Source organism: Nocardia sp. NPDC056000 (assembly GCF_042269265.1).
In the GTDB taxonomy this organism is placed as follows: domain Bacteria; phylum Actinomycetota; class Actinomycetes; order Mycobacteriales; family Mycobacteriaceae; genus Nocardia.
Window position 1 is genome coordinate 142,600 of record NZ_JBHJXS010000011.1, and the last position, 26,689, is coordinate 169,288.

General features: G+C 67.0%; 27 protein-coding genes. 16 read left to right on the top strand and 11 right to left on the bottom strand.

The features are described from left to right. Positions 1–112: 112 nt before the first annotated feature. Entirely contained in the window at positions 113–1,564 is a 1,452-nt protein-coding gene (locus tag ACFC4D_RS30260; RefSeq protein ID WP_364631018.1) for a pentapeptide repeat-containing protein, read from the top strand. 125 nt (positions 1,565–1,689) lie between these two features. After that, on the top strand, positions 1,690–2,481 hold the full coding sequence (locus ACFC4D_RS30265; protein WP_376068378.1) for a hypothetical protein: 792 nt from the start codon (positions 1,690–1,692) through the stop codon (positions 2,479–2,481). Here ACFC4D_RS30265 and ACFC4D_RS30270 read toward each other — a convergent pair. After that, on the bottom strand, positions 2,478–3,134 hold the full coding sequence (locus ACFC4D_RS30270; protein WP_376068379.1) for a class I SAM-dependent methyltransferase: 657 nt from the start codon (positions 3,132–3,134) through the stop codon (positions 2,478–2,480). The two genes, ACFC4D_RS30265 and ACFC4D_RS30270, sit on opposite strands and share 4 nt — an antisense overlap. Positions 3,135–3,230: 96 nt before the next feature. Between ACFC4D_RS30270 and ACFC4D_RS30275 the strand changes: the two genes are divergently transcribed. Then, positions 3,231–4,346: an alcohol dehydrogenase catalytic domain-containing protein gene (locus ACFC4D_RS30275; protein WP_364631027.1), complete on the top strand. Its 1,116-nt coding sequence runs from the start codon at positions 3,231–3,233 to the stop codon at positions 4,344–4,346. Between the two features lie 76 nt (positions 4,347–4,422). Here ACFC4D_RS30275 and ACFC4D_RS30280 read toward each other — a convergent pair whose 3' ends face one another. After that, positions 4,423–5,988: an esterase-like activity of phytase family protein gene (locus ACFC4D_RS30280; protein ID WP_375954439.1), complete on the bottom strand. Its 1,566-nt coding sequence runs from the start codon at positions 5,986–5,988 to the stop codon at positions 4,423–4,425. Between the two features lie 209 nt (positions 5,989–6,197). Here ACFC4D_RS30280 and dapB point away from each other — a divergent pair, with 209 nt between their 5' ends. Next, a complete protein-coding gene (dapB, locus tag ACFC4D_RS30285; RefSeq protein WP_376068381.1) occupies positions 6,198–6,953 on the top strand; it encodes a 4-hydroxy-tetrahydrodipicolinate reductase in 756 nt (251 codons plus the stop codon). 52 nt (positions 6,954–7,005) lie between these two features. After that, on the top strand, positions 7,006–7,500 hold the full coding sequence (locus ACFC4D_RS30290) for a hypothetical protein (protein ID WP_376068383.1): 495 nt from the start codon (positions 7,006–7,008) through the stop codon (positions 7,498–7,500). Between the two features lie 56 nt (positions 7,501–7,556). On the opposite strand, the gene puuE is transcribed toward ACFC4D_RS30290, so the two are convergent. The 7 genes from puuE to ACFC4D_RS30325 form a co-directional block, all read right to left on the bottom strand. Further along, positions 7,557–8,474 carry an allantoinase PuuE gene (puuE, locus tag ACFC4D_RS30295; protein ID WP_376068384.1) on the bottom strand — a complete coding sequence of 306 codons (918 nt, stop codon included), beginning with the start codon at positions 8,472–8,474 and terminating at the stop codon, positions 7,557–7,559. Further along, positions 8,471–9,493, bottom strand: coding sequence for an allantoicase (gene alc / locus ACFC4D_RS30300; RefSeq protein WP_376068386.1), 1,023 nt, complete (start codon positions 9,491–9,493; stop codon positions 8,471–8,473). Before alc ends, puuE begins: the two co-directional genes overlap by 4 nt. Beyond that, positions 9,490–10,704, bottom strand: a complete 1,215-nt coding sequence (locus ACFC4D_RS30305) for a DUF6986 family protein (protein ID WP_376068388.1) — start codon at positions 10,702–10,704, stop codon at positions 9,490–9,492. The genes alc and ACFC4D_RS30305 overlap by 4 nt, the downstream gene beginning before the upstream one ends. Beyond that, positions 10,701–11,447 (bottom strand): aspartate/glutamate racemase family protein, encoded by a 747-nt coding sequence (locus ACFC4D_RS30310; RefSeq protein WP_375954428.1) that lies wholly within the window; start codon positions 11,445–11,447, stop codon positions 10,701–10,703. The genes ACFC4D_RS30305 and ACFC4D_RS30310 overlap by 4 nt, the downstream gene beginning before the upstream one ends. Before the next feature lie 5 nt (positions 11,448–11,452). Then, entirely contained in the window at positions 11,453–12,976 is a 1,524-nt protein-coding gene (locus tag ACFC4D_RS30315) for an NCS1 family nucleobase:cation symporter-1 (protein WP_376068390.1), read from the bottom strand. A 90-nt stretch (positions 12,977–13,066) separates the two neighbouring features. Beyond that, complete coding sequence (locus ACFC4D_RS30320; protein ID WP_376068391.1) at positions 13,067–13,801, bottom strand: GntR family transcriptional regulator; 735 nt, start codon at positions 13,799–13,801, stop codon at positions 13,067–13,069. Positions 13,802–13,864: 63 nt separating this feature from the next. Beyond that, positions 13,865–14,299 (bottom strand): MarR family winged helix-turn-helix transcriptional regulator, encoded by a 435-nt coding sequence (locus tag ACFC4D_RS30325; RefSeq protein ID WP_376068393.1) that lies wholly within the window; start codon positions 14,297–14,299, stop codon positions 13,865–13,867. An 86-nt stretch (positions 14,300–14,385) separates the two neighbouring features. Between ACFC4D_RS30325 and ACFC4D_RS30330 the strand changes: the two genes are divergently transcribed. The 11 genes from ACFC4D_RS30330 to acs all read left to right on the top strand — a co-directional run bounded on the left by ACFC4D_RS30330 (position 14,386) and on the right by acs (position 25,769). Then, on the top strand, positions 14,386–15,822 hold the full coding sequence (locus tag ACFC4D_RS30330) for a DHA2 family efflux MFS transporter permease subunit (protein WP_376068395.1): 1,437 nt from the start codon (positions 14,386–14,388) through the stop codon (positions 15,820–15,822). Positions 15,823–15,931: 109 nt separating this feature from the next. After that, positions 15,932–16,387: a peptide-methionine (R)-S-oxide reductase MsrB gene (gene msrB, locus ACFC4D_RS30335; RefSeq protein WP_375954419.1), complete on the top strand. Its 456-nt coding sequence runs from the start codon at positions 15,932–15,934 to the stop codon at positions 16,385–16,387. Further along, a complete protein-coding gene (gene msrA / locus ACFC4D_RS30340) occupies positions 16,384–16,896 on the top strand; it encodes a peptide-methionine (S)-S-oxide reductase MsrA (RefSeq protein WP_375954417.1) in 513 nt (170 codons plus the stop codon). Before msrB ends, msrA begins: the two co-directional genes overlap by 4 nt. Positions 16,897–17,004: 108 nt before the next feature. After that, complete coding sequence (locus ACFC4D_RS30345; RefSeq protein WP_376068396.1) at positions 17,005–17,457, top strand: flavodoxin family protein; 453 nt, start codon at positions 17,005–17,007, stop codon at positions 17,455–17,457. Then, complete coding sequence (locus ACFC4D_RS30350) at positions 17,454–18,629, top strand: sensor histidine kinase (RefSeq protein WP_376068398.1); 1,176 nt, start codon at positions 17,454–17,456, stop codon at positions 18,627–18,629. Before ACFC4D_RS30345 ends, ACFC4D_RS30350 begins: the two co-directional genes overlap by 4 nt. A gap of 154 nt (positions 18,630–18,783) precedes the next feature. Then, complete coding sequence (locus ACFC4D_RS30355) at positions 18,784–19,572, top strand: LytR/AlgR family response regulator transcription factor (RefSeq protein WP_376068400.1); 789 nt, start codon at positions 18,784–18,786, stop codon at positions 19,570–19,572. Between the two features lie 136 nt (positions 19,573–19,708). Then, positions 19,709–20,074: a hypothetical protein gene (locus tag ACFC4D_RS30360; RefSeq protein ID WP_375954410.1), complete on the top strand. Its 366-nt coding sequence runs from the start codon at positions 19,709–19,711 to the stop codon at positions 20,072–20,074. Between the two features lie 25 nt (positions 20,075–20,099). Continuing rightward, the gene (locus ACFC4D_RS30365) at positions 20,100–21,626 is read left to right on the top strand and encodes a cation acetate symporter (protein ID WP_376068402.1); all 1,527 of its coding nucleotides are present in this window, start codon (positions 20,100–20,102) and stop codon (positions 21,624–21,626) included. A 135-nt stretch (positions 21,627–21,761) separates the two neighbouring features. Further along, the gene (locus ACFC4D_RS30370; RefSeq protein WP_364631075.1) at positions 21,762–22,118 is read left to right on the top strand and encodes a DUF485 domain-containing protein; all 357 of its coding nucleotides are present in this window, start codon (positions 21,762–21,764) and stop codon (positions 22,116–22,118) included. Further along, positions 22,115–23,761, top strand: coding sequence for a cation acetate symporter (locus tag ACFC4D_RS30375; protein ID WP_376068403.1), 1,647 nt, complete (start codon positions 22,115–22,117; stop codon positions 23,759–23,761). Before ACFC4D_RS30370 ends, ACFC4D_RS30375 begins: the two co-directional genes overlap by 4 nt. Positions 23,762–23,816: 55 nt before the next feature. Next, on the top strand, positions 23,817–25,769 hold the full coding sequence (acs, locus tag ACFC4D_RS30380) for an acetate--CoA ligase (protein ID WP_376068405.1): 1,953 nt from the start codon (positions 23,817–23,819) through the stop codon (positions 25,767–25,769). Positions 25,770–25,775: 6 nt separating this feature from the next. Here the strand turns inward: acs and ACFC4D_RS30385 are convergent, their stop codons facing one another. Next, positions 25,776–26,174 carry a hypothetical protein gene (locus ACFC4D_RS30385; RefSeq protein WP_364631084.1) on the bottom strand — a complete coding sequence of 133 codons (399 nt, stop codon included), beginning with the start codon at positions 26,172–26,174 and terminating at the stop codon, positions 25,776–25,778. Beyond that, positions 26,171–26,686, bottom strand: a complete 516-nt coding sequence (locus ACFC4D_RS30390) for a hypothetical protein (RefSeq protein ID WP_376068407.1) — start codon at positions 26,684–26,686, stop codon at positions 26,171–26,173. Before ACFC4D_RS30390 ends, ACFC4D_RS30385 begins: the two co-directional genes overlap by 4 nt. Positions 26,687–26,689: the final 3 nt, after the last annotated feature.

The window sequence follows — 26,689 nt, forward strand, 5'->3', positions numbered from 1 at the left end:
GTCCGGCGACCTGCCGGGCGGGCCGAGTCGTGTCACGGCCGAAATCGCTTGCCGCGGAGTGGGAATAACCACAGCCCGCGCGGCGCGGGAGCCTGATCGTTATCCTTCCGCTATGCGACGGTGGGGTTGGTTCGGCGGAATGTTGAACCGGACAGTTCATCGGTCGGCGCTGTTGCTGTCGGTGTTGATCGCGGTGGCCGGTGGTCTGGCCATCGGTGCGTTCACCTGGTGGATGTTGTGGCTGGCCCTGGGTGCGAAGGCGGAGACGCCGAATCAATTGGATCTGACCAAGATCGCGCTGAGTATCACCGCGGGCGTCGGCGCGGCGGTGGCGCTCGTCGTCGCTTACCGGCGGCAACGCGATCTGGAGCGGGGCCGGTTCGCGGAACTGTTCGGCGCGGCGGCCTCACAACTCGGCAATTCCGATGTGGCCGTGCGCATTGCGGGCGTGTACGCGCTGGCGGGCGTCGCCGACGAGTTCTCGGTGCGCGGGCGGCGGCAGCAGTGCATCGATGTGCTGTGCGGATATCTGCGCCTGCCCTACGCGCCGGATGAGGGCGCCAGCCATCTGGTCTCCAAATCCCAGCGCATCGAGGATTCCGGGACGGCGGTGGAGCGCGTCTACAACTACCGGCAGAACGACCGGCAGGTACGCGAGACCATTGTCCGGGTGATCGCTGAACGACTCCGGCGCTCGGCCGATGTCTCGTGGTCCGCGTCCGATTTCGATTTCTCCGACGCGGTCTTCGAGAACGCGGACTTCCGGGGCGCGGTCTTCGCGGGTCACAGCACCCGCTTCACCAATGCCTCCTTCACCGGCGGCCGCGACACCACCTTCGAGGGCGCGTCCTTCCTCGGGCGGCGAGTGACCTTCCGCGGGGCCATGTTCCGGGGCGGCAGCACCTCCTTCGAACATGTGAACTTCAAGCACAATCGGGTCGGCCGGGCCGACCGCAAGAGTTCGGGGACCACCTTCGTGGACGCCACCTTCGGCGGTCCGGTGAACTTCGATTACGCCGTATTCGGCGGCGCGCGAACGGCATTCGATCGCGCCACCTTCGCCGGTGAGCGCGGCGGCTTCGCCAATGCCAAATTCACCGCCCAGCTCACCAGTTTCGAGCGCACCGTGTTCGACGGTGACCGGGTGACCTTCACCGGGGCCGAATTCACCGGTGCCCGAGTGGTTTTCACCGCCGCCCGGTTCTACGCGGAGACCACCGCGTTCGACTGCGCCAATCTGGGCACCGCCACCCGCTGGGGTTCGGGCCGCACCGAGGAGATCACCTTCGCGCGCGCCGAATACCACGGCAAGGTGTCCTTCGCCGATGCCGTCTTCGGCGGTCGCCTGATCACCTTCAACGGCGGAGACTTCTTCGGCGATATCAACTTCCGCCGCGCCTCGTTCGACGCCCGCGAGATCTGCTTCGAACGTCCGAAGGCCTGGGTCGGCGTGCATTTCGACTGGCAGGGCAGTTCGGCCGCCAAACCCGCGAATATCCGCCCGGAACAGTGGCCCCCGATTCCGGCGGACAAGTCCGAGAAGGCCGAGGAGCTCACGAGCTAGCCGCCCCGTCATCCCGGCGTGCTGCCGGCCGGGATCCACGCCTCGGCATGAGCGACGGATCTGTCGGATTGCCCTCGTATTGTGGCGTGCGATAGTTTGCGAGGGTACCGATCTAGGGGATTGTGGTGGGGACGCTGGGTGTGGAGTGGGCCGATGCCGGGCGCGCGGCAGCGCTGTTGTTCGCGGCCGCGGTAGTCGGCTTCTTCGCCATCGCTTCGGAGCGTGAGGCCAGACGCTCGTGGAATCCGGCGGCACGCGGAAAGCGCTGGCTGGTCGTGCTCACCGTCGCGCTCGGCGGATTCGGCTGGCTCGCAATGGCTTCCGCGGCGTCCCCGGTCCCGTCGGCGCTGTTCGGCGACATCGTCGCGGGCACCGCGCTGCCCGAGGCCCCCGGCCTGGTCCAGGCGGGTATCCCCACCAGTACCGCCAATCCGAAACCCGCGGCCCCGGATCCGCTGTCACTGCTGAATCCCGGTGACTGCGTCGAGGTTCCGATGGAGGCCGCCACCGCCGCCGATGGCGGCCCCACCTGGAAACCCGGTGCGCCCGCGCCCGCGGACTGCACCACGCTCGACGCGAATTACCGGGTCCTGCAAACCGGTCCGGCCCCCTGCGCCGGACCGCTCTACAAGTTGGAGACCAGTCGTAAGGATCGCGCGGGCAAACAGCTCTATCACCTGTGCCTGGCCTTCGACTGGCGCGCCGGATTCTGTTACGACACAGAACATATGGATGAACCGTCCAAGGTGGACTGCGCCACCCCGGGCGATCACATAGTGCAGGCCACCGCCGTTTTCGAGAACACCACCGACGGCTCCGGCTGTCCCCGCGACGGTCGCGGCGCGGTCTGGGTGGTGTGGGATAAACGGCAGATGACCGTCTGTTTCCGAGGTGGCGACAAACCCGGCGTGCGTTAGGTGCGCCGCCCCACGGTGATGACGTCGGGCACCAGCCAGGACGGGATGGGCCGGTCGATCTTGCGCTGATCGAGCACCCGGAAACCGGCGTCCTCCAGCAGCTTCCGGGTCTCCCGGGGTGAGGGCGCGTGCGCCGGGAAGAGCGGGCTGCGCGTCAAACGCTGAATCGGCCGCGCGGTCGGGGCCGAGGGATGCATGGTCGCTATGGCCACCAGACCGCCGGGCGCGAGCACGCGCTGGAATTCGCGCAGCGCCACCGGATGATCGAAGAAATGAAAAGCGCTGGTGGAGACCACCGCATCCACTTCACCGTCGTCGAGCGGCAGGTGTTCGGCAGCCGAATGCTCCCATCGCACCTCGCTGGACCGGGCGCGGGCCTGCGCCAGCATGCCGGTGGAGGCGTCCACCCCGTACACCACCTCCGGCCGTAGTTCCCGGGCGATACGGGTGGTGAGAATGCCGGTGCCGCAGCCGATATCGGCGATCCGCCGGGATTTCGCCGCGCGCAACTCCTTGACCACCTGATCCTGCGGCGGTTTGTAGACGGCCTGCTGTAGCGCCGCGGTGTCGTAGGCGCGGGCGACATTTCCGAAGAATCCGGTCACCAGTTGATTGAGGGCGCGATTGCCGGTGGTGAGGGAAGTACTGGGCATATGTGCTCCTATCCGACTCCATCGAAGCAGATTTCCAACTGTCTGGGAAGGTTGTACTTCCGGTTCGATGTGAGCCGGTGGAGTAGCGTCGGGCGCATGAGGATTCGTGGAGCTGTCCTGGAACGAATCGGGGCGCCGGCTCCGTTCGCCGAGTCGAAACCGATCACCGTGAGCGAACTCGACCTGGGTGAACCCGGCCCGGGTGAGCTGCTGGTGCGCATCGAGGCGGCCGGACTGTGCCACTCGGATCTGTCGGTGGTGGACGGGAATCGGGTGCGCCCGGTGCCCATGCTGCTCGGGCACGAGGCCGCCGGACGGGTCGAGGCGGTCGGTCCCGGCGAGAGCGATATCGCGGTCGGTCAGCGCGTGGTCATGACCTTCCTGCCGCGCTGCGGGGAATGCGCGGGCTGTGCGACCGAGGGCCGCACCCCGTGCCTGCCGGGCAGTATGGCCAACAATGCCGGTGAACTCATGAACGGCGGGCGGCGACTGCTGCGCGACGGTGCGGAGGTGCATCACCATCTGGGTGTCTCGGCCTTCGCCACGCATGCGGTGGTGGACCGGCATTCGGTGGTCCCGGTGGAGGACGATGTTCCGGCGGATGTGGCGGCGGTGCTCGGCTGCGCGGTGCTGACCGGCGGTGGGGCACTGTTGAATTCGGCGAAGCCCGGTCCCGCCGATCGCATCATGGTGGTCGGTCTGGGCGGCGTCGGCATGGCCGCGGTATTGGTGGCCGCGGCCATCCGTGAGGGCACCGGCCGCGATGTGATCGCGGTCGACACCGTGCCGGAGAAGCTCAAGATCGCCATGGAATTGGGCGCGACCGCCTCTTACACCCCGGCGGAACTGGCCGAGCAGGGCATTCAGGCCGAGGTCGTGATCGAGGCGGCGGGCAATATCCGCGCCTTCGAGACCGCGGTGGCCGCGACCGCGGTGGGCGGTACCACCGTGACGGTCGGCCTGCCCGCGCCCGAGGCGATGGCCAGTATCTCCCCGCTGGGGCTGGTCGCACAGGGCCGCTCCATCATCGGCAGCTACCTGGGCTCCGCGGTTCCCGCGCGGGATATCCCGGAGTACGTGCGCATGTGGCGCGAGGGCAAGCTGCCGGTCGAGCGGCTGGTGTCCTCGCGCATCACCCTGGACGACATCAACACCGGCATGGATGAACTCGCCGCCGGGCACGCGTTGCGCCAGGTCGTCATCTTCGACTGAGCGGCAACGCTTTCCGCATCGAAACGAACGCGCCCGCCACGGATCACCGTGGCGGGCGTTGGTTTTCGAGCAGGCGCTACTTGACCGTCAGGTTGATCGTCTTGGTCTGCGTCTTCGCGGGCAGCTTGGTGGTATCCACCGCGAGGATCTCACCGCTGTCCTGCACGCCATTCGGCAGGATCTTGGCCTTGAGCCCGAACGGCGGCTGATCACCGGTCGCGCCCTCGACGCCGAAGTCGCTGTCATCGGAGATGTAGAGCGTCTTACCGCCGTCATTGGTGGCCACACCCTCGACCTTGTCGTGGCCGAAGAACTTGCCGTCCGGGTTCAGACCGTCCAGCAGCCCGCCCAGATCCAGGTTCGACTTCTTGGCGACCGCGGTGATACCGGCCTTCTGCAGCGCCGCCACACCGTCGGCGGTGCTCACGGTGCCGACGTAGACCTCGATCGGCTTACCGTCGATGAGCAGGCCCTTCTCCGGATCGTACTGCGCGCCCGCGACTTTGGACTGCGGGCCGACATCGGTGGCATTGCTGATATCGATGGTCCACAGCTTCTTGTTGGCCTTGGGCGCCTTGTTGCCGTCGCGCTCGTCGACCACGAAGGTGGTGGCGCTCAGCGCGGTGATCTCGGAGACCGCGAGCTTCTCCTTGGGGTTCTCCAAGGGGTAGATGAACTCCTTGGTGGCCTTGGTCTTGAGGTCCACGGTGACGATGCGGGTCATCGGCACTTCGCGCGCATTGCTGACGCCGGGCTCATTGAGCGCGGACTGGATGATGCCCACCAGGGTGCTGCCGTCGGGGGTGATGGTCAGCCCCTCCATGCCCTGATTCGGGGTGCGCAGCGAAAGTTCCTTGGGCAGACCGCGTCCCGGCGCGAGCCGCTCCAGCTCGGTGCCCTTGGCGTCGAAGTGCACCATGAACGGGCCGTATTCGTCCGAGACCCAGAAGGTGCCGTCGGGCAGGGCGACCAGGCCCTCGCTGTCGATACCGTGATCGGTGGGCGGCAGTACATTGCCCGCGAGATCCTTGATGGTCTCACCGGTGGTGGCCGAGGTGTCGACCAGGCCGTTGAACGGCTGTCCGGCCGGATTCTTCAGTGCGATGGTGGATTCCACCACCGCGCGGGTGCCGACCATCTTGAACTTGGCGATCGAGGGCGTGAAATCCGGTACCGCGACCAGCTTTTCGTTCTTGCCCTTGCCGTCGACGTTCGGGCCGCGGTCGGTCAGGCCGTAGAACTCGTCCTTGGAACCCGGCACCGGCGTGAACGAGGAGCCGAAACCGCTGCCCTGCACCGTGATTCCGCCGAAGGTGCCCAGCGGCTTGATATCGGTGGTGTACAGCTTGACCGCATCGGTGGTGGTGACGGTGATGCTGTCCGAACCGGTGTAACCGGCGGCGGGGGTGTACACGACCGAACCGTCGACATTGCGGGTGATCTTGCCGTGCTGCGGGTCCGCGATGGCCACCGCCGCGGTCCCGCCGGTCTTGGCCAGGAAGTCGTCCAGCGAGATGACCAGCGGCTGATCCTTGGTCGCGGTGAAGTCGGCGCCCGAGTCCGAGGAGGAGCAGGCGGCCAGGGCAGCGGCGCACACGGCGACGGCGACGAGCGCGCTGGGGGTACTACGGCGAATTCTCACAGGCGATGCCTACCGGGCGTATCCGACGGCCGGTTGGCCGGAAGCTGAACAGTTGCCCTCATCGGTCGCGAGGGCCGGGACGGGCGGGTCGTGCCGGGTGTGCCGGATCGCATACGCCCACGGTAACGGGGGTTCCCCGACTCGCCCCGGCGACCCGATAGGCTCGGGCCAGACTTTTTTGTTCAGGTAGAGGCATGTGAGGAGACGTGGTGACCACGAACCGGATCCGGGTGGGTGTGCTCGGAGCGCGCGGCAAGGTCGGGCAGGCGATCTGCGCGGGTGTCGAGGCGGCCGACGATCTCGAACTGGTCGCCCAGGTCGACAAGGGTGATTCGCTGGAGATGTTCACCGTGGTCGGCACCGAGGTGGTCATCGACTTCACCCATCCCGATGTGGTCATGCCCAATCTGGAGTGGCTGGTGGCCAATGGCATTCACGCCGTGGTCGGCACCACCGGCTTCGATGCCGAACGCCTGGATCAGGTGCGCGGCTGGCTTGCCGCCAAGCCTGAGGTCGGCGTGCTCATCGCACCCAACTTCGCCATCGGCGCGGTGCTGACCATGCGTTTCGCCGAACAGGCCGCGCGCTGGTTCGATTCGGTCGAGGTCATCGAACTGCATCACCCGAACAAGGCCGACGCGCCGTCCGGCACCGCCTTCCGCACCGCGAGCATGATCGCCGCCGCCCGCGAGAAGGCGGGCGTGGGCCGCAGCCCCGACGCCACCAGCCAGGAACTCGAGGGCGCGCGCGGCGCGGACGTCGACGGCGTGCGCGTGCACTCGGTACGCCTGGCGGGGCTGGTCGCGCACCAGGAGGTGCTCTTCGGCACCCAGGGCGAAACCCTCACCATCCGGCACGACTCCATGGACCGCACCTCCTTCGTCCCCGGCGTCCTGCTCGGTACCCGCAAGACCCCGCTGCGCCCGGGCCTGACCGTGGGCATCGACGCCCTGCTGGACCTGTGAGCGAGCCATTGAAGTCGCACAGCCGGGATTCGAGCCCGAACGGGGTTCGACGATGACCGCGCCGGAGAACAACTCCCGCGAGGTCGGCAAGCGGGTCGCGTTCATCGCGGCCCTGGTCCTGATCCTGGGCTTCTACTTCCTGCTGCTGGGCAAGATCGCGCTGAGCCTGATCGGTTCGGGGTCGATCCCGGCGGCGATCCTGGGCGTGGGTGTGCTGCTGCTGCCGCTGCTGGGTGTCTGGATCGTGGCCTCCAGCGTGCGCGCCGCGTTCGCACATCAGCACCTGGCGAAGCTGATCCACGCCGAAGGGCTGGAACTCGACACCTCCGACCTGCCGCGGCGTCCCTCGGGTCGTCTGGAACGTGAAGCCGCCGACCAGCTTTTCGAGCGCGTGAAGGTCGAATGGGAAGCCGACCCGGACAACTGGCGCACCAACTACCGCGCCGCCCGCGCCTACGACTACGCGGGCGACCGCACCCGCGCCCGCGAAGTCATGCGCCGCGCGGTCGAATTGGAGCGCCAGGAGCGCACCGCCCGGCAATCCTGATTCACCGTTCGAATGAAAATGGCCCGGAACCTGTTGGTTCCGGGCCATTTTCGTAGCTACCGCGGCGGGTGGGTGGCGCGCCAGTGGTCGGCGATATCGATGCGGCGGGTCAGCCACACCCTGTCGTGCGACTGCACATAGTCCAGGAAGCGTTCCAGAGACTTTGCGCGAGCGGGCTTTCCGATGATCCGGCAGTGCAGGCCGACGGACAGCATCTTCGGCGCGCCCGCCGCGCCCTCGGCGTAGAGGACGTCGAAGGCATCGCGCAGGTACGAGAAGAACTCGTCACCGTTGGCGAATCCGGCGGGGGAGGAGAACCGCATGTCATTGGTCTCCAGGGTGTACGGCACCACCAGCTGGTCGTGCTCGCCCACCTTCACCCAGTACGGCAGATCATCCGCGTAGGAGTCCGAGTCGTAGGCGAAGCCGCCGTGCTCGACCACCAGCTCACGGGTCTGCGGTGAGTCCCGCCCGGTGTACCAGCCGCGCGGCGGCGCACCGAAGAGACGAGTAATAATGTTTACCGCCTCTTCCATGTGCTTGCGCTCGGTTTCCGGATCGGACATCTGGTAGGAGATCCAGCGCAACCCGTGGCAGGCGATCTCATGCCCGAGTCGTTTGAACGCCGCGACGGCTTCCGGATTGCGTTCCAGCGCCCGCGCCACCCCGAAGATGGTCAGCGGGATATCGCGCTGTTCGAAAAGCCGCAGCACCCGCCACAGTCCGGCGCGCGAACCGTACTCGTAGATGGTCTCCATCGACAGGTGCCGGTTCGGGAACGCCTGTGCCGGAACGATATCCGACAGGAATGTCTCGGAGCCCTCGTCGCCGTCCAGGACGTTGTTCTCCCCGCCCTCCTCGTAATTGAGGACGAAGTTCACCGCGATATTGGCCTCGCCGGGCCAGTGCGGATGCGGGGGATTGGGTCCGTAACCGACCATATCCCTCGGATAGTTCAGGTCGAAATCGCTCATGCGAGTTCACCTTCCAGCTCCGCCCGCGCGGCGGGGGTGAGGGTGCCGAACAGTCGCAGCCGCGCCAGCCCGCCGTCCGGGAAGGCGTCCAGACGCACCTCCACCACGGCCTCATCGGAGTCGATGGCGAACCGGTGCCGGGTATCGGGCCGAAGCACCGTGCGCGGCAACAACTCCACCTCGGACCCGTCCGCGCGAATACCGGTCAGCGAAGCCGCTCCAGGGCTGTTGAACAGGAAGTACGAGGTATCGATCTCGGCCATGGTGAGCACGCCCTCACCCGCCAAACGCACTCGCACCCAGTCGTTGTCGCGGGTCCGCCGCCGCGCGGTCTCCCAGCCGTCACCCATGGACCGCGCCCGCCCGGGCAGCAGAATCTGCTCGGGATGGGAGTAGAACCGGTTGGAGCAATCCGCGACGAGCCCACCGTTCTCCAGCGCCGCCAAATCGAACGGCCCCGAATCCAGCCACCGCAGTTCGGGTTTGGCGATCCCGTGCACCCGCAGCCGCGCCACGCCGCCATCCGGGAACATGCGCAACCGCACATGGGTGTACCGCTGCTTGGAATCCACCGGGAACGGATTGCGGCTGTCCCCGTTCACCGCGGCCCGCGCCACAATGGTGGTCCACCCATCCAGCCCCGCAACCTCCTCGGCCGACGGATACCCTTCCAGCGCAATGGCTTCCACCGAAACCTCCGGCGGATAATTCCCCTTGAACCAAGCGGTATCCACCACGACCCCGTGAATCACCCCGGGCACCCCCAGCCGCACGATCGCGATATCGCAATCCTCCGAATCCGGCGAATCCCCGAAATCCCCCCGCCGCCGCCGGGTCTCCCACCCGTCGTACACCTGCCCCTTATGCCCGAAAGTCGCGGGCTGATAAGTGGATTCCTCCGGCCGAATGAGATTCTCCCGCTCAGCGAAGGACTCGTCATTGGCCCAGATCACCGCACCGCCCAGCGAGCGCACGGCCAGATCGGGCAGCAAAGTGAAATCAGTCTTGTCGGCGGTCATAGCGTCGGCATTTTCCTTTCGCGCAACTGATGGAGAACGGTGACGGTCGCGGCCGGGACCAGCGCCGTCACCTCGTCGGGACCGAAAGCGCCGCAGTCCAATCCGCGCAGCACGACGGTCGCAAGGGCTTGGGCGGTGGCCGGTTCGTCCACCACCGCGCCGCCCTGGCGATCCAGGTAGCGGCCGATGCGGGGTGCGGCCACCTCGAGGGCGGTGCGATAGAAGGCGAAGGTGGCGAGCCAGCGGGTGGCCAGGTGGCCCGCGCCCATATCCCAGCCCTGGTAGTAGCCGCGCTCGAGGGAACGGGTGACCAGGCGGTAATGGCGGGCCAGGGCGGCGCGCACCTCGTCATCGGTGCCCAGGGGCAGTACCTGGGTGGAGCCGTCGCAGACCCAGACGCCGGTCTGCGCGGCGGCGGCCTGCATGACGGCCTTGGCGTGATCGGCCACCGGATGCTCCAGCGACTGGAACTGCGGTGCGATACCGCAGGCGGCGCTGTAATCGTATGTGCCGTAATGCAATCCGGTGCAGCGACCGGCGGAGCGGTGAATGGCCTGGGCGACGGTCGCGGTGCCGTCGGCGGCGATCACGGCCTGCGGGCTCTCGATCTGCAATTCGAACTTCAGCGATCGCTCCGGCAGCCCGTGCGCGGATTCGATTGCCTCGCACAGCAGTACGGCCGCCTCGGCCTGATCGGCCGAACGAATCTTGGGAATGGTGAAGACGAATCCGTCGGGCACCCCGCCCGCGCCCTCCAGGACCTTCTCCAAAGTGCGCACCGCGCGCTCCCATTCGAGCGTGGTGAGCCCCTTCATGCGGATACCGCGCGAGACCACCTCGGCGGGCAGCGCCGCCAGCACCGCACCGGCGTGCAGCGCGTCGCGATCCTCCACGGCGTCGCCGCGCGTTCCGTACCCGTCCTCGAAATCCAGCCGCAGATCCTGAATGGCCCGCCAGCGCAACGCGTTCAGCGTGCGCGCGAGCGCGTCCGGTCCGCCCAGCTCGGTCAGCACATCGCTGTGCTTGCCGGCCAGTTCGATGGCGGTCGCGCCCCATTCCCTCGGCAGTTCCGGGGTGGCGTCGGCCGCGCTCACATACGCGGTGTGAATGGGCTGTCCCGCCCGATCACCCGGATAGTGTTGCGCCAGTTCCGCATCGACCGACCGCAACCGGCCTTCGATATCGCCAAGTACGTACGCGGGCAGGGTCACTTACGCGCCTCCTGACTGTCTAGGGAGAATTCGGCCAGCAGGCCGGTGTACTGCTTGGGCAGCGGTGCGGCGTACTCCCCGCGCCCGGATTTGCGCAGCCCCATGGTGATCAGGGATTGCGCGGTGAGCGTGGCGGCGGCGACACCGTCGATGACGGGGACGCCGACCTCCCGCGTGAGGTATTCGCACAGATCGGCCATGCCCGCACAGCCGAGCACGATGGCATCGGAGTTATCGGTGTGCACGGCATCGCGGCAGGCGTCGGCGATCACCGTGCGCGCCTTGGGATCCTCCAGTTCCAGCACCGGAATCTCACATGCGTGAATACCCGCGCAGAACCGCTCCATCCCGTAGCGCTCGGCCAATTCCGCGGCCCGGCCCGAGGTCCGGGCCAGGGTGGTGACCACACTGAACCCGCGCCCGAAATGACTGGCGGCCTGCATGGCGGCCTCGGCGATACCGATCACCGGCCCGCGCGCCAGCTCGCGCGCCGCGTCCAAGCCGGGATCGCCGAAACAGGAGATGACATAGCCGTCCACGCCCTCGGCCTCACCGCGCGCGATCTCCGCGAGCAGTCCCGGCACCGAAAGCGCTTCGTCGTAATGACTTTCGATGGACGCCGGTCCCATCGCCGAGGTGATGCCCTCCACGATGGTGCCGGGCGCGGCCACGGCCCGCGCGGCCGCGGCGGCCAGATCCGTCATGGCCGCGGTGGTATTGGGATTGATGACTCGAATTCGCATGCGTCTCACCGATCTTCGGATACGGGTACGGACAGGCGCAGCGGTCCCCGGGTGGCCAGCAGGTAGTACCCGGCCAATGCGAGACCGCAGCCGATGAACCAGCTGTACTGCGCGGCCGTGTACATCCCGGTCATCCGGCCCGAGGCCAGCACCGGAATCACCGCGAACACCGCGCCGACAACAGTCGCGAGAATAGCCGCCGGGTTGTAACCCCTGCGGTACCAATAACTTCCGTGCTCGGACATGGTGAACAACTCATCGACGTTCACCCGCTGCTTGCGCACCAGGTAGTAGTCGGCGATGAGCACACCGAACAGCGGGCCGATGAACGCGCCGAGCGTTTCCAGCGTGTAGTGGATGACATCGGGGTTGTTGTACAGATTCCACGGCGTGATCAGCACCGATCCGACCGCGGCGATCATGCCGCCCATCCGCCAGCTGATGCGCTGCGGATTCACATTCGAGAAATCGAAGGCGGGGGAGATGAAGTTGGCCACGATATTGATGCCGATGGTGGCGATGGTGAAGGTCAGCGCGCCCAGCACGATGGCGAAGGTGTTGTCGATGCGCGCCACGGTCGCGACCGGATCGGTGATCAACTCGCCGTACACCGGAATAGTCAGCGACGCGGTCACCACGACCAGCAGCGAGAACACCAGGAAGTTCACCGGCAGCCCGAGCAGATTGCCCTTCTTCACCGCCGCGAAGGACTTGCCGTAGCGCGAGAAGTCGCCGAAGTTCAGCATCGGACCGGAGAAATAGGAGACCACCAGCGCGATCGCGCCCAGCATGACCGGCAGCGCCGACCAGCCCGACAGCGTCTGCTTACCTAGGTTCAGGTCGATCCCGCTCCAGCCGGCCTTCCAGATCAGGTAGCCGCACAGCACGAACATCACCACGTAGACGGCCGGACCGCAGAAGTCGATGAACTTGCGAATCGACTCCATGCCACGCCAGAACACGGCCGCCTGCAACACCCAGAGAATCAGATACGAGGCCCAGCCCAGTGCGGACAGCCCGAGGAATCCGTAGTCATCGACCACCGCGTACGGCGCGAGCCCGGGAAACAGCTTGATCAGCACCACATCCAGCGCCGCCGACGCCAGGAAGGTCTGAATCCCGTACCAGGCCACCGCGATCAGACCGCGAATAATGGCGGGCACATTCGCGCCCAGCACACCGAAGGCGCTGCGGCACATCACCGGATACGGCACACCCGTCACCTGCGAGGGTTTGGCCACCAGATTGCACAGCCCGTACACGATGGTGATGCCGACGACCAGGGCGATCAGCACCTGCCAGCTGTGCAGGCCCAGTGCGAACAGGCTGCCCGCGGTGACATAGCCGCCGACGCTGTGCACGTCCGACATCCAGAACGCGAAAATGTTGTAGGTGCCCCAGGTCTGCTCACGCAGCGGGGCGAGGTCTTCATTGACCAACCGGGGGTCGTAGTCCGGCGCGTTGGTCACCGTGGAGTGTCGCGCGTCTGCGGGCGCACTCGTGGACGGCGGCGCAACGGTTTCGGGCATGTCGCACATCCGATCTCATCGGGTCCCGGCCTTCGGGAACAAGGGTGTGCGCGACGCTATCGAGCCGGTATTGCCCGGGTGTTGCTGAAACTATATATCTTTCCCACCTGCGGAATCCGCAAAAAGTCCGGTGTCGGTGGGCAGTCGCGACAGTACTCCGTTGAGTCGCAGATGGTGTGCCGCGGTGGCGTCCAACAGCGCCGCCGCATCACGTGCGAGGAAGGCCGCGAGCTGCTTGCTGTGATCGGCGTGCAGCACCACGCGATCGGCGGTGCTGGCGTGCACCATCGGCTGCACCGGTTCGGTGATATTCCAGGCGTATTCGAGCATGTGCACCACCCGCGGCATCGCGGACGGCAGCACCAGCGCGAGATGGAAGTTCCGGGTCTCGCGGTGATAGGCCACCGCGTCCTCGGTGAGAATCGCGCGCTCGAGGCGGGCATGGGTCTCGCGCGCGAGTTCATGATCCTCGGCGGTGGCCCGCGAGACCGCGGCGGCGAGCGCGGCGGCCTCCAGGCTCTCCCGCACCACATACAGTTCGCTCAGTTCGGCGGCGGTCAGCAGGGTGACCTGATAGCCGAAATTGGGCCGATGCTCGACCAGGCCCTCGCCGATGAGCGTCTGCAGCGATTCCCGCACCGGAATGGCGCTCACCCCGAACTGCCTGGCCAATTCACCCAGCGGCATTCCGGTGCCGGGCGGCAGATTGCCGCCCAGGATCAGCCTGCGCAGTTCGTCCAGGATTTCGTGCTGGGTGTAGCCGCGATGCGCGTCCAGTGCGGGCGTGAGCTGGGGTAAACGCGGTAGTCGCGGTCGAGAGGGCACCCGTTCACGGTAGTCGCCCGGTTGCCGGGCCGGACGCGCATCCGGGCAGATCAGGCGTATCGGTCAGAGCTCGTCCAGGTCGTAACCGAGCGCCTTGAGCGAAAGCCGGTGCAGCGTCTCGCGTTCCGCGGGGGTGAGCCGGTGCAGCAGATTGTCGGTGGCGGCGGAGATCCGGGCATTGGTCTCATCGCGCAGCGCGCGGCCCGAATTCGTGATGGCCAGCCGGTACTTGCGCCGATCGTCGGCATCGCGGGTGCGGGTGACCAGGCCGGACTTCTCCAGGCTGTCGATCAGGCGCACCACTTCGCTGCGGTCGATGCCGAGCGCGTCGGCCATCTCCTGCTGGGAGATCTCGCTGAACTCCGACAGATAGGTGAGCACCCAGTGCTCGCGCAGCGGGGTCCCCAGCTCGACGTGCATGGCCTTGTGCAGCTTGCCGAGCGCGTAGGTCGGATAGCGCAGCAGGTCCCGGGGGTAGTAGTCGCGGCTTTCGGTCACCTGCGGATTATATCTATTGTTGAGTAGCTCAATCATTGTTAGAGTCTGCAATTGGGAAGCTCAAGCACATTCGAAGGAGTCATCCGATGACGCAGACGCGCCCGGATACCAACGCCCCCACCACCTCTCGCGCACCGGATGCCCCTTCCGCATCCGGCAAGATCCCCGCCTACGTCTGGCGCACCGCCGCCGTCGTGGTGTTCGGCGCGATCATGGGCATGCTCGACACCTCACTGGTGAATATCGGGTTGCACACCATCGGCGCGGATCTGCACGCCTCGCTCGCCACGATTCAATGGGTCGCGAGCGGATACCTACTGGCCCTTGGTGTTTCGCTTACCGTCTGCGGCTGGCTCGGCCGCCGCTTCGGCGTCGGGCGGCTGTGGCTGGGAGCCATGCTCGCGTTCACCATCACCTCGGGGCTGTGCGCCCTGGCCGGTTCCGCCGGCTGGCTCATCGCCCTGCGGGTGCTTCAGGGCCTGGCCGCGGGAGTCATGATTCCCGCAGGTCAAACCATTCTCGGGCAGGCCGCCGGGCCGCAGCGCATGGGCCGGGTCATGGGTGTGGTCGGCATCGCGGTGGTCGGCGCGCCCGCCCTCGGGCCGACCGTCGGCGGTCTCATGCTCGCGCACTGGAGCTGGCAGTGGCTGTTCCTGATCAATATCCCGCTGGGGCTGATCGGGTTCGCGCTCGGTCTGCGCTATCTGCCCCTGGGGCCCGGTGGGTCGACGCAACCGCTGGACGTCATCGGCCTGATCCTGGCGGGCGGCGGTGTGGCCGCGGTCGTCTATGGGCTGTCGGAAATCGGCGAAACCAGTTCCGCCGCATCGCTATCGGTCTGGCTGCCGGTCGTGCTCGGCCTGGCCGCGCTGGCGGGTTTCATCCTTCGCACCGCCGGTAGCGTCCGGCCGCTGCTCGATGTCCGGATGTTCAGCAATCGCGTCTTCGCCGCCGCGAACACCGCCAGTTTCTTCGCCGGGGCCTCCATGTTCAGCGTCATGGTCCTGCTGCCCCTGTATTTCCAGGTATTGCACGGTGACGGCCTGATTCGCACGGGTGTGCTGCTCATCGCCTTCGGCGCGGGCGGCGTCATCACCTTGCCCCTGGGTGGCCGCCTGGCCGACCGATTCGGCGGCGGCTTCATCGCCATCTTCGGCAATCTGGGCGTGGCCGTGACTCTCTTGCCCTTCGCGTTCCTGCCGAAGGACGCGAATCTCCTTGTCGTACAGCTACTTCTGTTCGCGGCGGGTGTGGCGACGGCGCTTGCGGGCATGCCACTGGTGTCGGCCGCCTATGCCGCCGTTCGCCCGGATCAACTGCCCGACGCGGCGGCCTTCGTCAATATCCTGCAGCGCATCGGCGGTGCGGTGGGAGTCGCGGTCGTCGCGGTAATCCTCTCCCGCGCAACGGCTTCCGAGTGGTCCCCGGTTTCCGGATATCAGCTGGCCTTCGCCGTGCTGGCCGCGCTGTCGCTGATCGCTTCGATCGCGTCGACCCAACTGCGCCGCCACCAGCGCAGGTAGCCGCGCGCCCCGGGCGTGGCGAATAATGAACGAAGTGTGACGCCGGCCGGGGGCGGGAACTTCCATCCGGGGCGGCCGGTTGTACGTGTGGCCGATAAGAGGAGGTCAGGTGACACAGGAATACAACCGGAATCCGGCGGCGGTAGCGGCGCTCTCACCCGAGCAGTACCACGTCACGCAGGAGAACGGCACCGAGCGAGCGTTCACCGGCGAGTACTGGGACAACCACGAGCCGGGAATCTACGTGGACGTCGTATCCGGCGAACCATTGTTCGCCTCGACGGACAAGTTCGAATCCGGATCGGGGTGGCCGAGCTTCACCAAACCAATCGACGCCACCAATGTGTTCGAGAAGCGCGATATCAGCCATCTGATGATTCGCACCGAGGTGCGGTCCGCGCACGGTGACAGCCATCTCGGGCACGTGTTCACCGATGGCCCGCGCGATCAGGGCGGACTGCGATACTGCATCAACTCCGCGGCCCTGCGTTTCATCCACCTCGATAACCTCGAGGCGGAAGGCTACGGACAGTACAAGACTCTCTTCACGAAGGAGGAGGCGTGACCGACACGCGCAAGGCGATTCTGGCCGGCGGATGCTTCTGGGGCATGGAGGATCTGATCCGCCGCCAGCCCGGTGTGCTCTCCACCAAGGTCGGCTACACCGGCGGCCGCAACGACCACCCCACCTACCGCAACCATCCCGGACACGCGGAAGCCGTGGAGATCGACTACGACCCCGCAGTCACCGACTACCGCGCCCTGCTGGAATTCCTCTTCCAGATCCACGACCCCACCACCAAGAACCGCCAGGGCAACGACATCGGCGACAGCTACCGCTCCGCCATCTTCTACCTCGACGACGAGCAGAAGCAGGTAGCCCTGGACACCATCGCCGACGTGGACGCCTCCGGCCTCTGGCCCGGCAAGGTGGTCACCGAGGTAACCCCGGCCAGCACCTTCTGGGATGCCGAGCCGGAGCACCAGGACTACCTCCTCCGCTACCCCGAGGGCTACACCTGCCACTTCCCCCGCCCGGGCTGGAAACTGCCCAAGCGCGAGACGGCCAAGTAGCACGGGCTGAATGAACCGGCCGCGCCACCCGAGTACGGGTGGCGCGGCTGTTTCGTATTCGGGGCAGGGTTGGCGGATACCGGCGTACCCGGCATTAGGCTCGGGTGCGTGCCGAAGCTGCTGCTCATCCATCACACGCCGTCACCACATATGCAGGAGATGTTCGAGGCGGTGGTGGCGGGGGCCACCGATCCGGAGATTCAGGGTGTGGAGTTGGTGCGGCGGGCGGCTTTGTCCGTGACCGCGAGCGATGTGCTCGAGGCGGATGGCTATCTACTCGGGACGCCCGCGAATCTCGGGTATATGTCAGGGGCGTTGAAGCACGCGTTCGACACCTTCTACTACCCGTGCCTGGATTCGACCCGGGGGCGGCCGTACGCCATGTACATGCACGGCAACCAGGGGACCGAGGGGGCCGAGCGCGGGGTGGAGAGCATTACCACCGGGCTGGGGTGGGAGAAAGCGGCTGCGGCCGTGGTTATTTCGGGGCCGCCGACCAAGCAGGATGTGGAGCGGTGTTGGGAGCTGGGGGCTACTCTGGCCGCTCAGCTCATGCCGTGAGTGCTACCTCGGTCGCGATCGTCATCGCCGGGGCGCTCATCGCGGCGGCGCTGTTCGCGTGGCCGCGCACGCGCCGATCGGTGACCACGCCCGCCGAGCGGGCGGTGCACGCGGCATTGCAGACGGCCGCGCTGGCGGCGAAACCGTTGCGCGGCGGGCTGACTCGGGACTCGGCCGAACAGGCCGCGCCCTATCTGCGCGCACTCACGGGTGCCGAAGCGCTGGGTATCGCCGATGCCGCCGGGACGCTGCTGGCGTGGGATGGCGCGCATGCCGAACTCGGGGAAGCGTTCGGGGAGGCGGCGAGTCGCGCGATCGCGGGGGAGCGGTCCGTGCTCGTCTCCTGTGCGGACGGCTATACCCTGCTGGCGCAACCGCTTCCGAGTGAGCACAGCGGGATGGTCGGTGCGCTCGGGGCGGTGACGCGGGGCAAGCCCGGGCCAGGCATGCTCGGCGCTGTTGCCGAGGTGGCTCGATATGCCTGCGGCCAAATCGAATTGGCGGAGCTCGACGCCTCCCGCGCCCGCCTGGACCGGGCCGAGGTGCGTGCGTTGCGTGCCCAGATCAGCCCGCATTTCATTTACAACGCGCTCAATACGATCGGCTCGTTCGTGCGCACCGATCCGGATCGAGCGCGCGAACTCATCCTCGATTTCGCGGACTTCACCCGCTACTCCTTCCGCACGGCCGGTGAATTCACCTCTCTGGCAGACGAACTCACCAATATCGACCGCTACCTCGCGCTCGAACGCGCCCGCTTCGGCGAAGCCCTGCGCGTGCGCCTGCAAATAGCCCCCGATGTCCTCTCGGTCGTACTGCCCTTCCTGGCCCTGCAACCCCTGGTCGAGAACGCCGTCCGGCACGGCCTCGCCACCCAGCCCGGTCTCGGCACCGTCACCATCGTCGCCGAGGACGCGGGCGCCGACTGCCTCATCTCGGTGGAGGACGACGGCGCGGGCATGGATCCCGAAATCCTGCGCTCCGGCGCCCTCGACGCCATCCACACCACCTCCGGCACAGCCGAATCCGCCCACGTCGGCCTCGCCAACGTGGACGACCGCCTCCGCGCCGCCTTCGGCAACGACTACGGCCTGACAGTCGACACCGCTCCCGGCGCGGGAACGAAGGTCAGCATGCGCGTCCCCAAATTCCGTCCGGGGGTGCGGGCATGAGGGTCGCGAAGCCGCGTATCCGAGCCGGGGTGCTCATGCCCATCTCGTCATTCCGGCGCGCTTTCGGCCGGGGTCCATCGATCGGCTGCGGATCCCGGCCGAAAACATGCCGGGATGACGAGGTCGGATATGCCGGGTTTAGGATGTCCGGACTGTGACCAGGACCACCGACTCGACCGACGCCGCGCTACGCGTGCTCGCCGTGGATGACGAGAAACCGGCCCTGGATGAACTCGTCTATCTGCTGCGGGCGCAATCCGGGGTCGGCGAGATCCATGCCGCGAGCGATGCCACCAGCGCGCTGCGACTGTTGCGGGCGCATGCGGTGGACGCGGTGTTCCTGGATATCAATATGCCCGGGCTCGATGGTCTCGAGCTGGCGGGCATCCTGTCGGAGTTCGCCAGACCGCCCGCCGTGGTGTTCGTGACCGCGCACGATGATCGGGCAGTCGCGGCATTCGATCTGGGCGCGGTGGACTACCTGCTCAAACCACTGCGAGAAGCGAGACTGGCGGAGGCCGTGCGTCGCATCATCGCCGGGCGCGCCCAACCGCAGCCGGTGGCGGATATCGATCCGCACGAGGTGATCCCGGTCGAGCTCGGCGGTGCGACAACGCTGGTGAACCGCGCCTCGGTGAGCTGGGTCGAAGCGGACGGCGATTACTCCCGCCTGCACACCAATTCGGGCTCGCATCTGGTCCGTATCCCGCTCTCCGAGCTGGAATCCCGTTGGCAGGAAGCCGGTTTCGTGCGCGTGCACCGCTCCTACCTGGTGGCCCTACGTCTGGTCACCGGGCTGCGCACGGTCGGCACCGGCACGGTGGTCTGCCTGCGCGCGGAGGGCAGCGCGGCGGCGGTGGAACTCCCGGTCAGCCGCCGCCAGGTGCGCGACCTCAAACAACGGTTGATCCATACGCCGCGTCAGCATCGGACCCCGCGCTGATGCGGGCGCTGAATCGACCGGGATGCGGTGGAGCGTCGCCACATAGGCGACTTCGCGCGGCGGCTCGTCCATCCGGCGCGCGAAAACGCTCAGTGCCCGACTACAGCATTACCGCCGCATTGGTCGAGGCCGTCCGATGACGAGTGGGCAACGGCCGCAGCGAGAGCGGGTGGTGCTCGCCGAGCGGCGGGGCGCTCGGCTGGTACGGACCCGGGTGGAGGTGGCCGAGCAGACCGAGGTGGGCGCAGCCATGATCGGCGGGTTGATTCGCGCGCAGTTCGGCTTGGCCGTGCGCGTGGGTCTGGTCGTGGTGGGTGCGCTCGGGGCGCTGCCATTGTTGTTCGCGTTGGGGCCGCTGGGGAGCGCCGAACTCTTCGGGCTGCGGTTGCCCTGGGTGCTGCTCGGGTTCGCGGTGTATCCGATGTTGTTCGTGGCCGGGGTGGTCTATGTGCGGCTGGCCGAGCGCAATGAGCAGGACTTCGGCGAATTGACCGGGGACTGAGGTGGATTCGCAGCCGGGATCCTGGATGACGGTGGTGGCGTTGCTGCTCGCCGCGTTCGCGAGCGTGGCCATTGGCAGTTACGGGGTGCGGCTGGCCCGGACGACTTCGGATTTCCTGGTGGCCTCGCGGTCGGTGGGGCCGCGCTGGAATGCGGCGGCCGTCTCGGGTGAATATCTTTCCGCTGCTTCATATCTCGGTGTTGCGGGGTTGATCGCCAAGTACGGTGCGGACGCGCTCTGGTATCCGGTCGGATTCACCGCCGGATATCTGGGCCTGCTGCTGTTCGTCGCCGCACCGCTGCGCCGTTCGGGCGCGTACACGATGCCCGACTTCGTGGAGTTCCGGTTGGGGTCGCGCCCGGTGCGCAAGCTGACCGCCCTTGTCGTGGTGCTCATTTGCGGCGTCTACATGATCCCGCAGTTCCAGGGCGCGGGCCTCACGCTGAGAATCCTGCTGGGCGTACCGGATTGGGTCGGCGCGGTTGCGGTCGGCGCCATCGTGATCGGCACCGTCGCTGGCGGCGGCATGCGATCGATCACCTTCGTGCAGGCATTCCAGTACTGGCTCAAACTCACCGCCATCGCGATCCCGGGCCTGGTGCTGCTCGCGTATTTCCTTCGGCACGACGATGATTCGAGCGCACCGCATCTCACCGCCGTCACCGATGCGCAGTGGCTGCTCCCCGGCGGCGGGCTCGGCGGCCCGCATCCGATGTATCAGGTGTATTCGCTGATCATCGCGACGTTCCTGGGCACCATGGGACTCCCGCACGTATTGGTGCGGTTCTACACCAACCCGGACGGCCGAAAAGCCCGCAGCACAGCGCTTTCGGTGATCGGCCTGGTCGGATTCTTCTACCTGTTCCCGGTGCTGCTGGGCATACTCGCGCGCCTGTACGCGGCGAGGCTCTCCAACGCCGGAGCCTCGGACGCCGCGGTTCTGCTGTTGCCCAGCGCCGTACTCTCCGGTCTCCCCGGCCAACTCCTCGCGGCCCTGGTGGCGGCGGGCGCGGTGGCGGCATTCCTGTCCACCTCCTCCGGCCTGCTGGTCAGCATTGCGGGCGTGGTCGGCACCGATCTGCTGCGCGGCCGCATCCGCGATTTCCGCCTGGCGGCGATCATCACCGGCACCGTGCCGCTGCTGCTGGCCCTGACCGTTGTCTCCCTGGACCTTTCGCGCGCCGTCGGCCTGGCCTTCGCGGTCGCCGCATCCACCCTCTGCCCGCTGCTGGTGCTCGGCATCTGGTGGCGCGGCCTGACCGCCACCGGCGCGGCCGTCGGCCTCATCGCGGGCGGCCTGCTGTCCGGCACCGCCACCGCCGTCTCGGTCTCCGGCGGCGTCTCGCACACCCTCGCCGCGGGCTGGCCCTCGGCCCTGCTCAGCTATCCCGCCGCCGTCAGCGTCCCCGTCGCCTTCGCCGCGATGATCCTGGTGAGCCGCCTGACCCGTCGCCAATCCGCCCCGGAGATCGCGAATATCTTCGTCCGCATGCATGCCCCCGAACCCCTGGGCATGGGCGCGGACCGTGAACGGGGCTTGCGCTCGGCCTGACCGTTCATCGCGCCGAACCGACCGCTCACCGCAGAACCGGGCACCTTCGTCGAGTGACCCAGCCCACACCGTTCTGCCCGGTCGCCGCGCTGGTTAGCGTCGTCACAGTTAGCCACATCACACGCTAGGAATCCGATGAGCAGTACCGAATCCGGTCTCGCCGCGCCACCGCGCGAGTTGACCGCAGCGGACTTCGCCGCCGCCCAAGCCAGTCCGCAATTCCAGGAACTGCGTCATCGACTGCGCCGCTTCGTCTTCCCCATGACCGCGCTCTTCCTGGCCTGGTACGTGGTGTACGTGCTGCTCGGCGCGTACGCGCATGACTTCATGGCGCACAGGGTGATCGGCAATATCAATGTCGGATTGATCCTGGGCGCGGGGCAATTCGTCTCCACCTTCGTGATCACGGCGCTGTATGTGCGTTTCGCCGGGCGCGAGCTCGATCCCCGCGCCGCCGCACTGCGCGCCGAACTGGAAGGCGGACAGGCATGAACGTCTTCGCCAGTACCACGAGCACTCTCGCCGCCACCACGGTCGGCAATCCGGCCGCCAATATCGCCATCTTCGCGGTGTTCGTCGCGGTCACCATGGTCGTGGTGGTCCGTGCCAGCCGGAATACCGCCAGCGCGTCGGACTTCTTCACCGGTGGCCGCGGTTTCTCCGGCCCGCAGAACGGCATTGCCATTGCGGGCGACTATCTTTCGGCCGCGAGCTTCCTGGGCATCGCGGGAGCCATCGCCGTCTACGGTTACGACGGCTTCCTGTACTCCATCGGCTTCCTGGTGGCGTGGCTGGTCGCGCTGCTGCTGGTCGCCGAAATGCTCAGGAACACCGGCAAATTCACCATGGCCGATGTGCTCAGCTTCCGTCTGAAGCAGGGCCCGGTGCGCACCGCCGCGGCCCTGTCCACCCTGACCGTTTCGCTGTTCTACCTGCTGGCCCAGATGGCGGGCGCGGGCGGTCTGGTCGCCCTGCTGCTCGATATCGACAGTCGCGCAGGACAATCCGTGGTCATCGCGGTGGTCGGCCTGCTCATGATCGCCTACGTGCTCATCGGCGGTATGAAGGGCACCACCTGGGTGCAGATCATCAAGGCCGTCCTGCTGATCACCGGTGCGGCGTTCATGACCGTCATGGTGCTGGGCAAGTTCGGTTTCAACCTCTCCGAGATCCTGGGCTCGGCGCAGCAGCACGTCTCCGAATCCGCGAACAAGGCTGTGGCACATCGCGATGTGCTGGCTCCCGGCGCGCAGTACGGCGGCAGCGAAACCTCCAAGCTGAACTTCGTCTCCCTCGGCCTGGCACTGGTGCTCGGCACCGCCGGACTCCCGCACGTGCTCATGCGCTTCTACACCGTGCCCACCGCCAAGGAAGCCCGCCGCTCGGTGGTCTGGGCCATCGGCCTGATCGGCGCGTTCTACGTTTTCACCCTGGTGCTCGGCTACGGCGCGGCCGCCATCGTCGGCCCGGACAAGATCCTCGCCGCGGCGGGCGGCCAGAACTCCGCGGCTCCGCTGCTGGCCTTCGAACTCGGCGGTGTGGTGCTGCTCGGCATTATCTCGGCGGTGGCGTTCGCGACCATCCTGGCCGTGGTCGCCGGACTCACCATCACCGCCTCGGCCTCCTTCGCACACGATATCTACGCCGGGGTCATCAAACGCGGTAAAGCCGGTGAGGCCGAACAGGTTCGGGTCTCCCGCATCACCGCCGTGGTGATCGGCCTGATCGCGATCGGCCTCGGCATCCTCGCCAACGGCCAGAACATCGCCTTCCTGGTGGCGCTGGCCTTCGCGGTCGCCGCCGCGGCCAATCTGCCGACCATCCTGTACTCGCTGTTCTGGAAGCGCTTCAACACCACCGGCGCGCTGTTCAGCATGTACGGCGGCCTGATCTCGACGATCGTGCTGATCGTCTTCTCCCCGGCGGTATCCGGTGCGAAGACCGCCATGATCCCGAGCCGCGATTTCGCCTGGTTCCCGCTGTCCAATCCGGGCATCGTATCCATTCCGCTGGCCTTCGTCCTCGGCATTGTCGGCACCTACCTGGGCCGGAACAACGAAGATCCGGCCAAGGCCGCCGAAATGGAGGTCCGCGCCCTCACCGGCGTCGGCGCCGAGCAGGCCGTCGCGCACTGACGGCGTTCGATTCGTGAACCCTTACCGCCCTGCCCTTTCGACTGGAGAAAGCACAATGACGAGCACGATCGACCGCGACCACACCGACCGGCTGAGCTATCCGCCCAGCCCCGAGTTCGCGGCCGCCGCCAACGCCACTGTGTCCCTCTACGATCGGGCGGCGGCGGACCGCGAGGGCTTCTGGGCCGAACAGGCGCGGCGCCTGCACTGGGCGCGGCCGTGGACCCGCGTACTCGACTGGGATGACGCGCCTTTCGCCAAATGGTTCGTGGACGGCACGCTGAACGTCGCGTACAACTGCGTCGATCGGCACGTGCTGGCCGGACACGGCGACCAGGTCGCCATCCACTGGGTCGGCGAGCCGGGTGATGCCCGCGCCATCACCTACGCCGACCTGCTGGCCGAAGTCTCCAGAGCGGCAAATCAATTCACCGCTCTGGGCCTTCGCGCCGGTGACCGGGTCGCCATCTACATGCCCATGGTTCCCGAGGCGATCGTCACCATGCTGGCCTGCGCGCGACTCGGGCTGGTGCACTCGGTGGTGTTCGCCGGATTCTCGGCGGGCGCACTGGGACAGCGCATCGAGGACGCGCGAGCGCGGCTGGTGGTGACCACCGACGGCCAATGGCGGCGGGGGAGTGCGGCAGCGCTCAAGCCCGCCGTGGATGAAGCCATTGCGGCACAGACGGATTCGAGTGTCGAGCATGTGCTGGTGGTCAACCGCACCGGCCTGGACACCCCGATGACCGAGGGCCGCGACCTGTGGTGGCACGAGACCGTCGCGCACGCCTCACCCGAGCACGAGCCGGAGTCCTTCGATGCCGAACACCCGCTGTTCATCCTCTACACCTCCGGCACGACGGGTAAGCCGAAAGGCATCCTGCACACCAGTGGTGGTTACCTCACCCAGGTCTCGTACACCCACCACGCCGCCTTCGATCACAAGCCCGAGACCGATGTCTACTGGTGCACAGCCGATATCGGCTGGGTGACCGGCCACTCCTACATCGTCTACGGCCCGCTCTCGAACCGCGCCACCCAGATCGTCTACGAGGGCACCCCGAACTTCCCCGATGAGCACCGGCACTGGGAGATCATCGAAAAGTACGGCGTCACCATCTATTACACCGCCCCGACGCTGGTCCGCACCTTCATGAAATGGGGCCGCGAGATCCCCGACGCCCACGATCTGTCCTCACTGCGCCTGCTGGGTTCGGTCGGCGAGCCGATCAATCCGGAAGCGTGGCGCTGGTATCGAGATGTGGTGGGCGCGAACAGCACTCCCATCGTGGACACCTGGTGGCAGACCGAAACCGGCGCGATCATGATCTCGCCGCTGCCCGGCGTCGCCGCCGCCAAACCGGGCGCGGCCATGACCCCCGTCCCGGGTATCTCCGCGAAAGTCGTTGACGAGGAAGGCAACCCGGTCGTCCTCGGCGAGACCGAAGCCAATGGCTATCTGGTCCTGGACGAGCCGTGGCCGTCCATGCTGCGCGGCATCTGGGGCGATAACGACCGCTACCGCGAAACCTATTGGGCCCGTTACGCGGACAAGGGCTGGTATTTCGCCGGTGACGGCGCGAAACTCGATACCGACGGCGACCTGTGGGTCCTTGGCCGAGTCGATGACGTCATGAACGTCTCCGGCCACCGCATCTCCACCGCCGAGGTCGAATCCGCGCTGGTCGGCCATTCGAGTGTCGCCGAAGCCGCAGTGGTCGGCGCGTCCGATGACACCACCGGCCAGGGCATCGTCGCCTTCGTCATCCTCACCGGCGAGGCCGAGAACACCGGCGACGACCTCATCAAGGAATTGAAAGCCGAAGTGTCCCGGGAGATCTCACCGATCGCCCGCCCCCGTGACATTCACATCGTTCCGGAACTGCCGAAAACCCGTTCCGGCAAGATCATGCGCCGCCTGCTCCGCGATGTGGCCGAGGGCCGCGAACTGGGTGACACCTCAACCCTCGTCGACCCCAAGGTATTCGAGGCCATCACCCGTCGCTGACCGCGCTCAGGCAGCCTGCCGATACACCTTCCGCGCCAGCAGAATCATCGGGATCTGCATCGGCAGGCGCAGCAGCACACCGACTTTCAGCGGCAGCGGCTTACTGCTGCGCACCCAGTCGCTCGCCATCTTCACATTCCCGGGGAACACACCGAGGAACAGCAGCGTCGCGAGCAATCCGCCCAGCCGCCGGGTGCGCGGGACCGCGACGGCCGTGGCCACCGCGATCTCGGCGACCCCGGATCCCAGGGTCCACGCCCGCGCCGATCCGGGCAGCTGGTCCGGAATCAAGGCGTCGAATGGTTTCGGGGCCACGAAATGCAAAGTCCCCATACCGAAGAGAAATGCCGATAGCGCCCGGGCGGTGCCCCGCCCGGGGCGCGATAGTTCTGTGCTCTCGCTCATGACGACGAGCGTACGGTCAAATCGTCCAACAAGATCATGACCTCACCCGCCTGCTTCACGACCTCCACGAGCCGGATTTTCAATCCGAGCAATTCCGCCCCGGTCAGCGCCTCGCGCAATTCCTCCCCGATCCGCTGCCATTCCGGTGCGACGGCAATCCGCCCGAGCAGTATCTCGACGCTGTCCTGTCCGGCCCCGGCGATGAACCCGGACACCTCGATCGACGCGTGCGGCGACCGCACATACAGGTCCACTCCGCTCACCTCGCCCGGCAGCGCGACCGCGCGATCCGCCTTGGCCACCAGTTCGATCTCATGCCCGTCGGCGGCCCCGCGCACCAGCACCGCCAGCGCCCGATGGTCCTCCCCGCGCACGCCATCCGGATAGGCCAGCGGATCCTTGACCGGCGCACCCTCGGCGAACGTGGTGATATGCGCCTTACTCGCCCCCGCCCCCGCGAGTTCCCACTTCCCGGTGTCCTCGAAGTCGTCCAGCAGCACTTCGTCCGGCATATT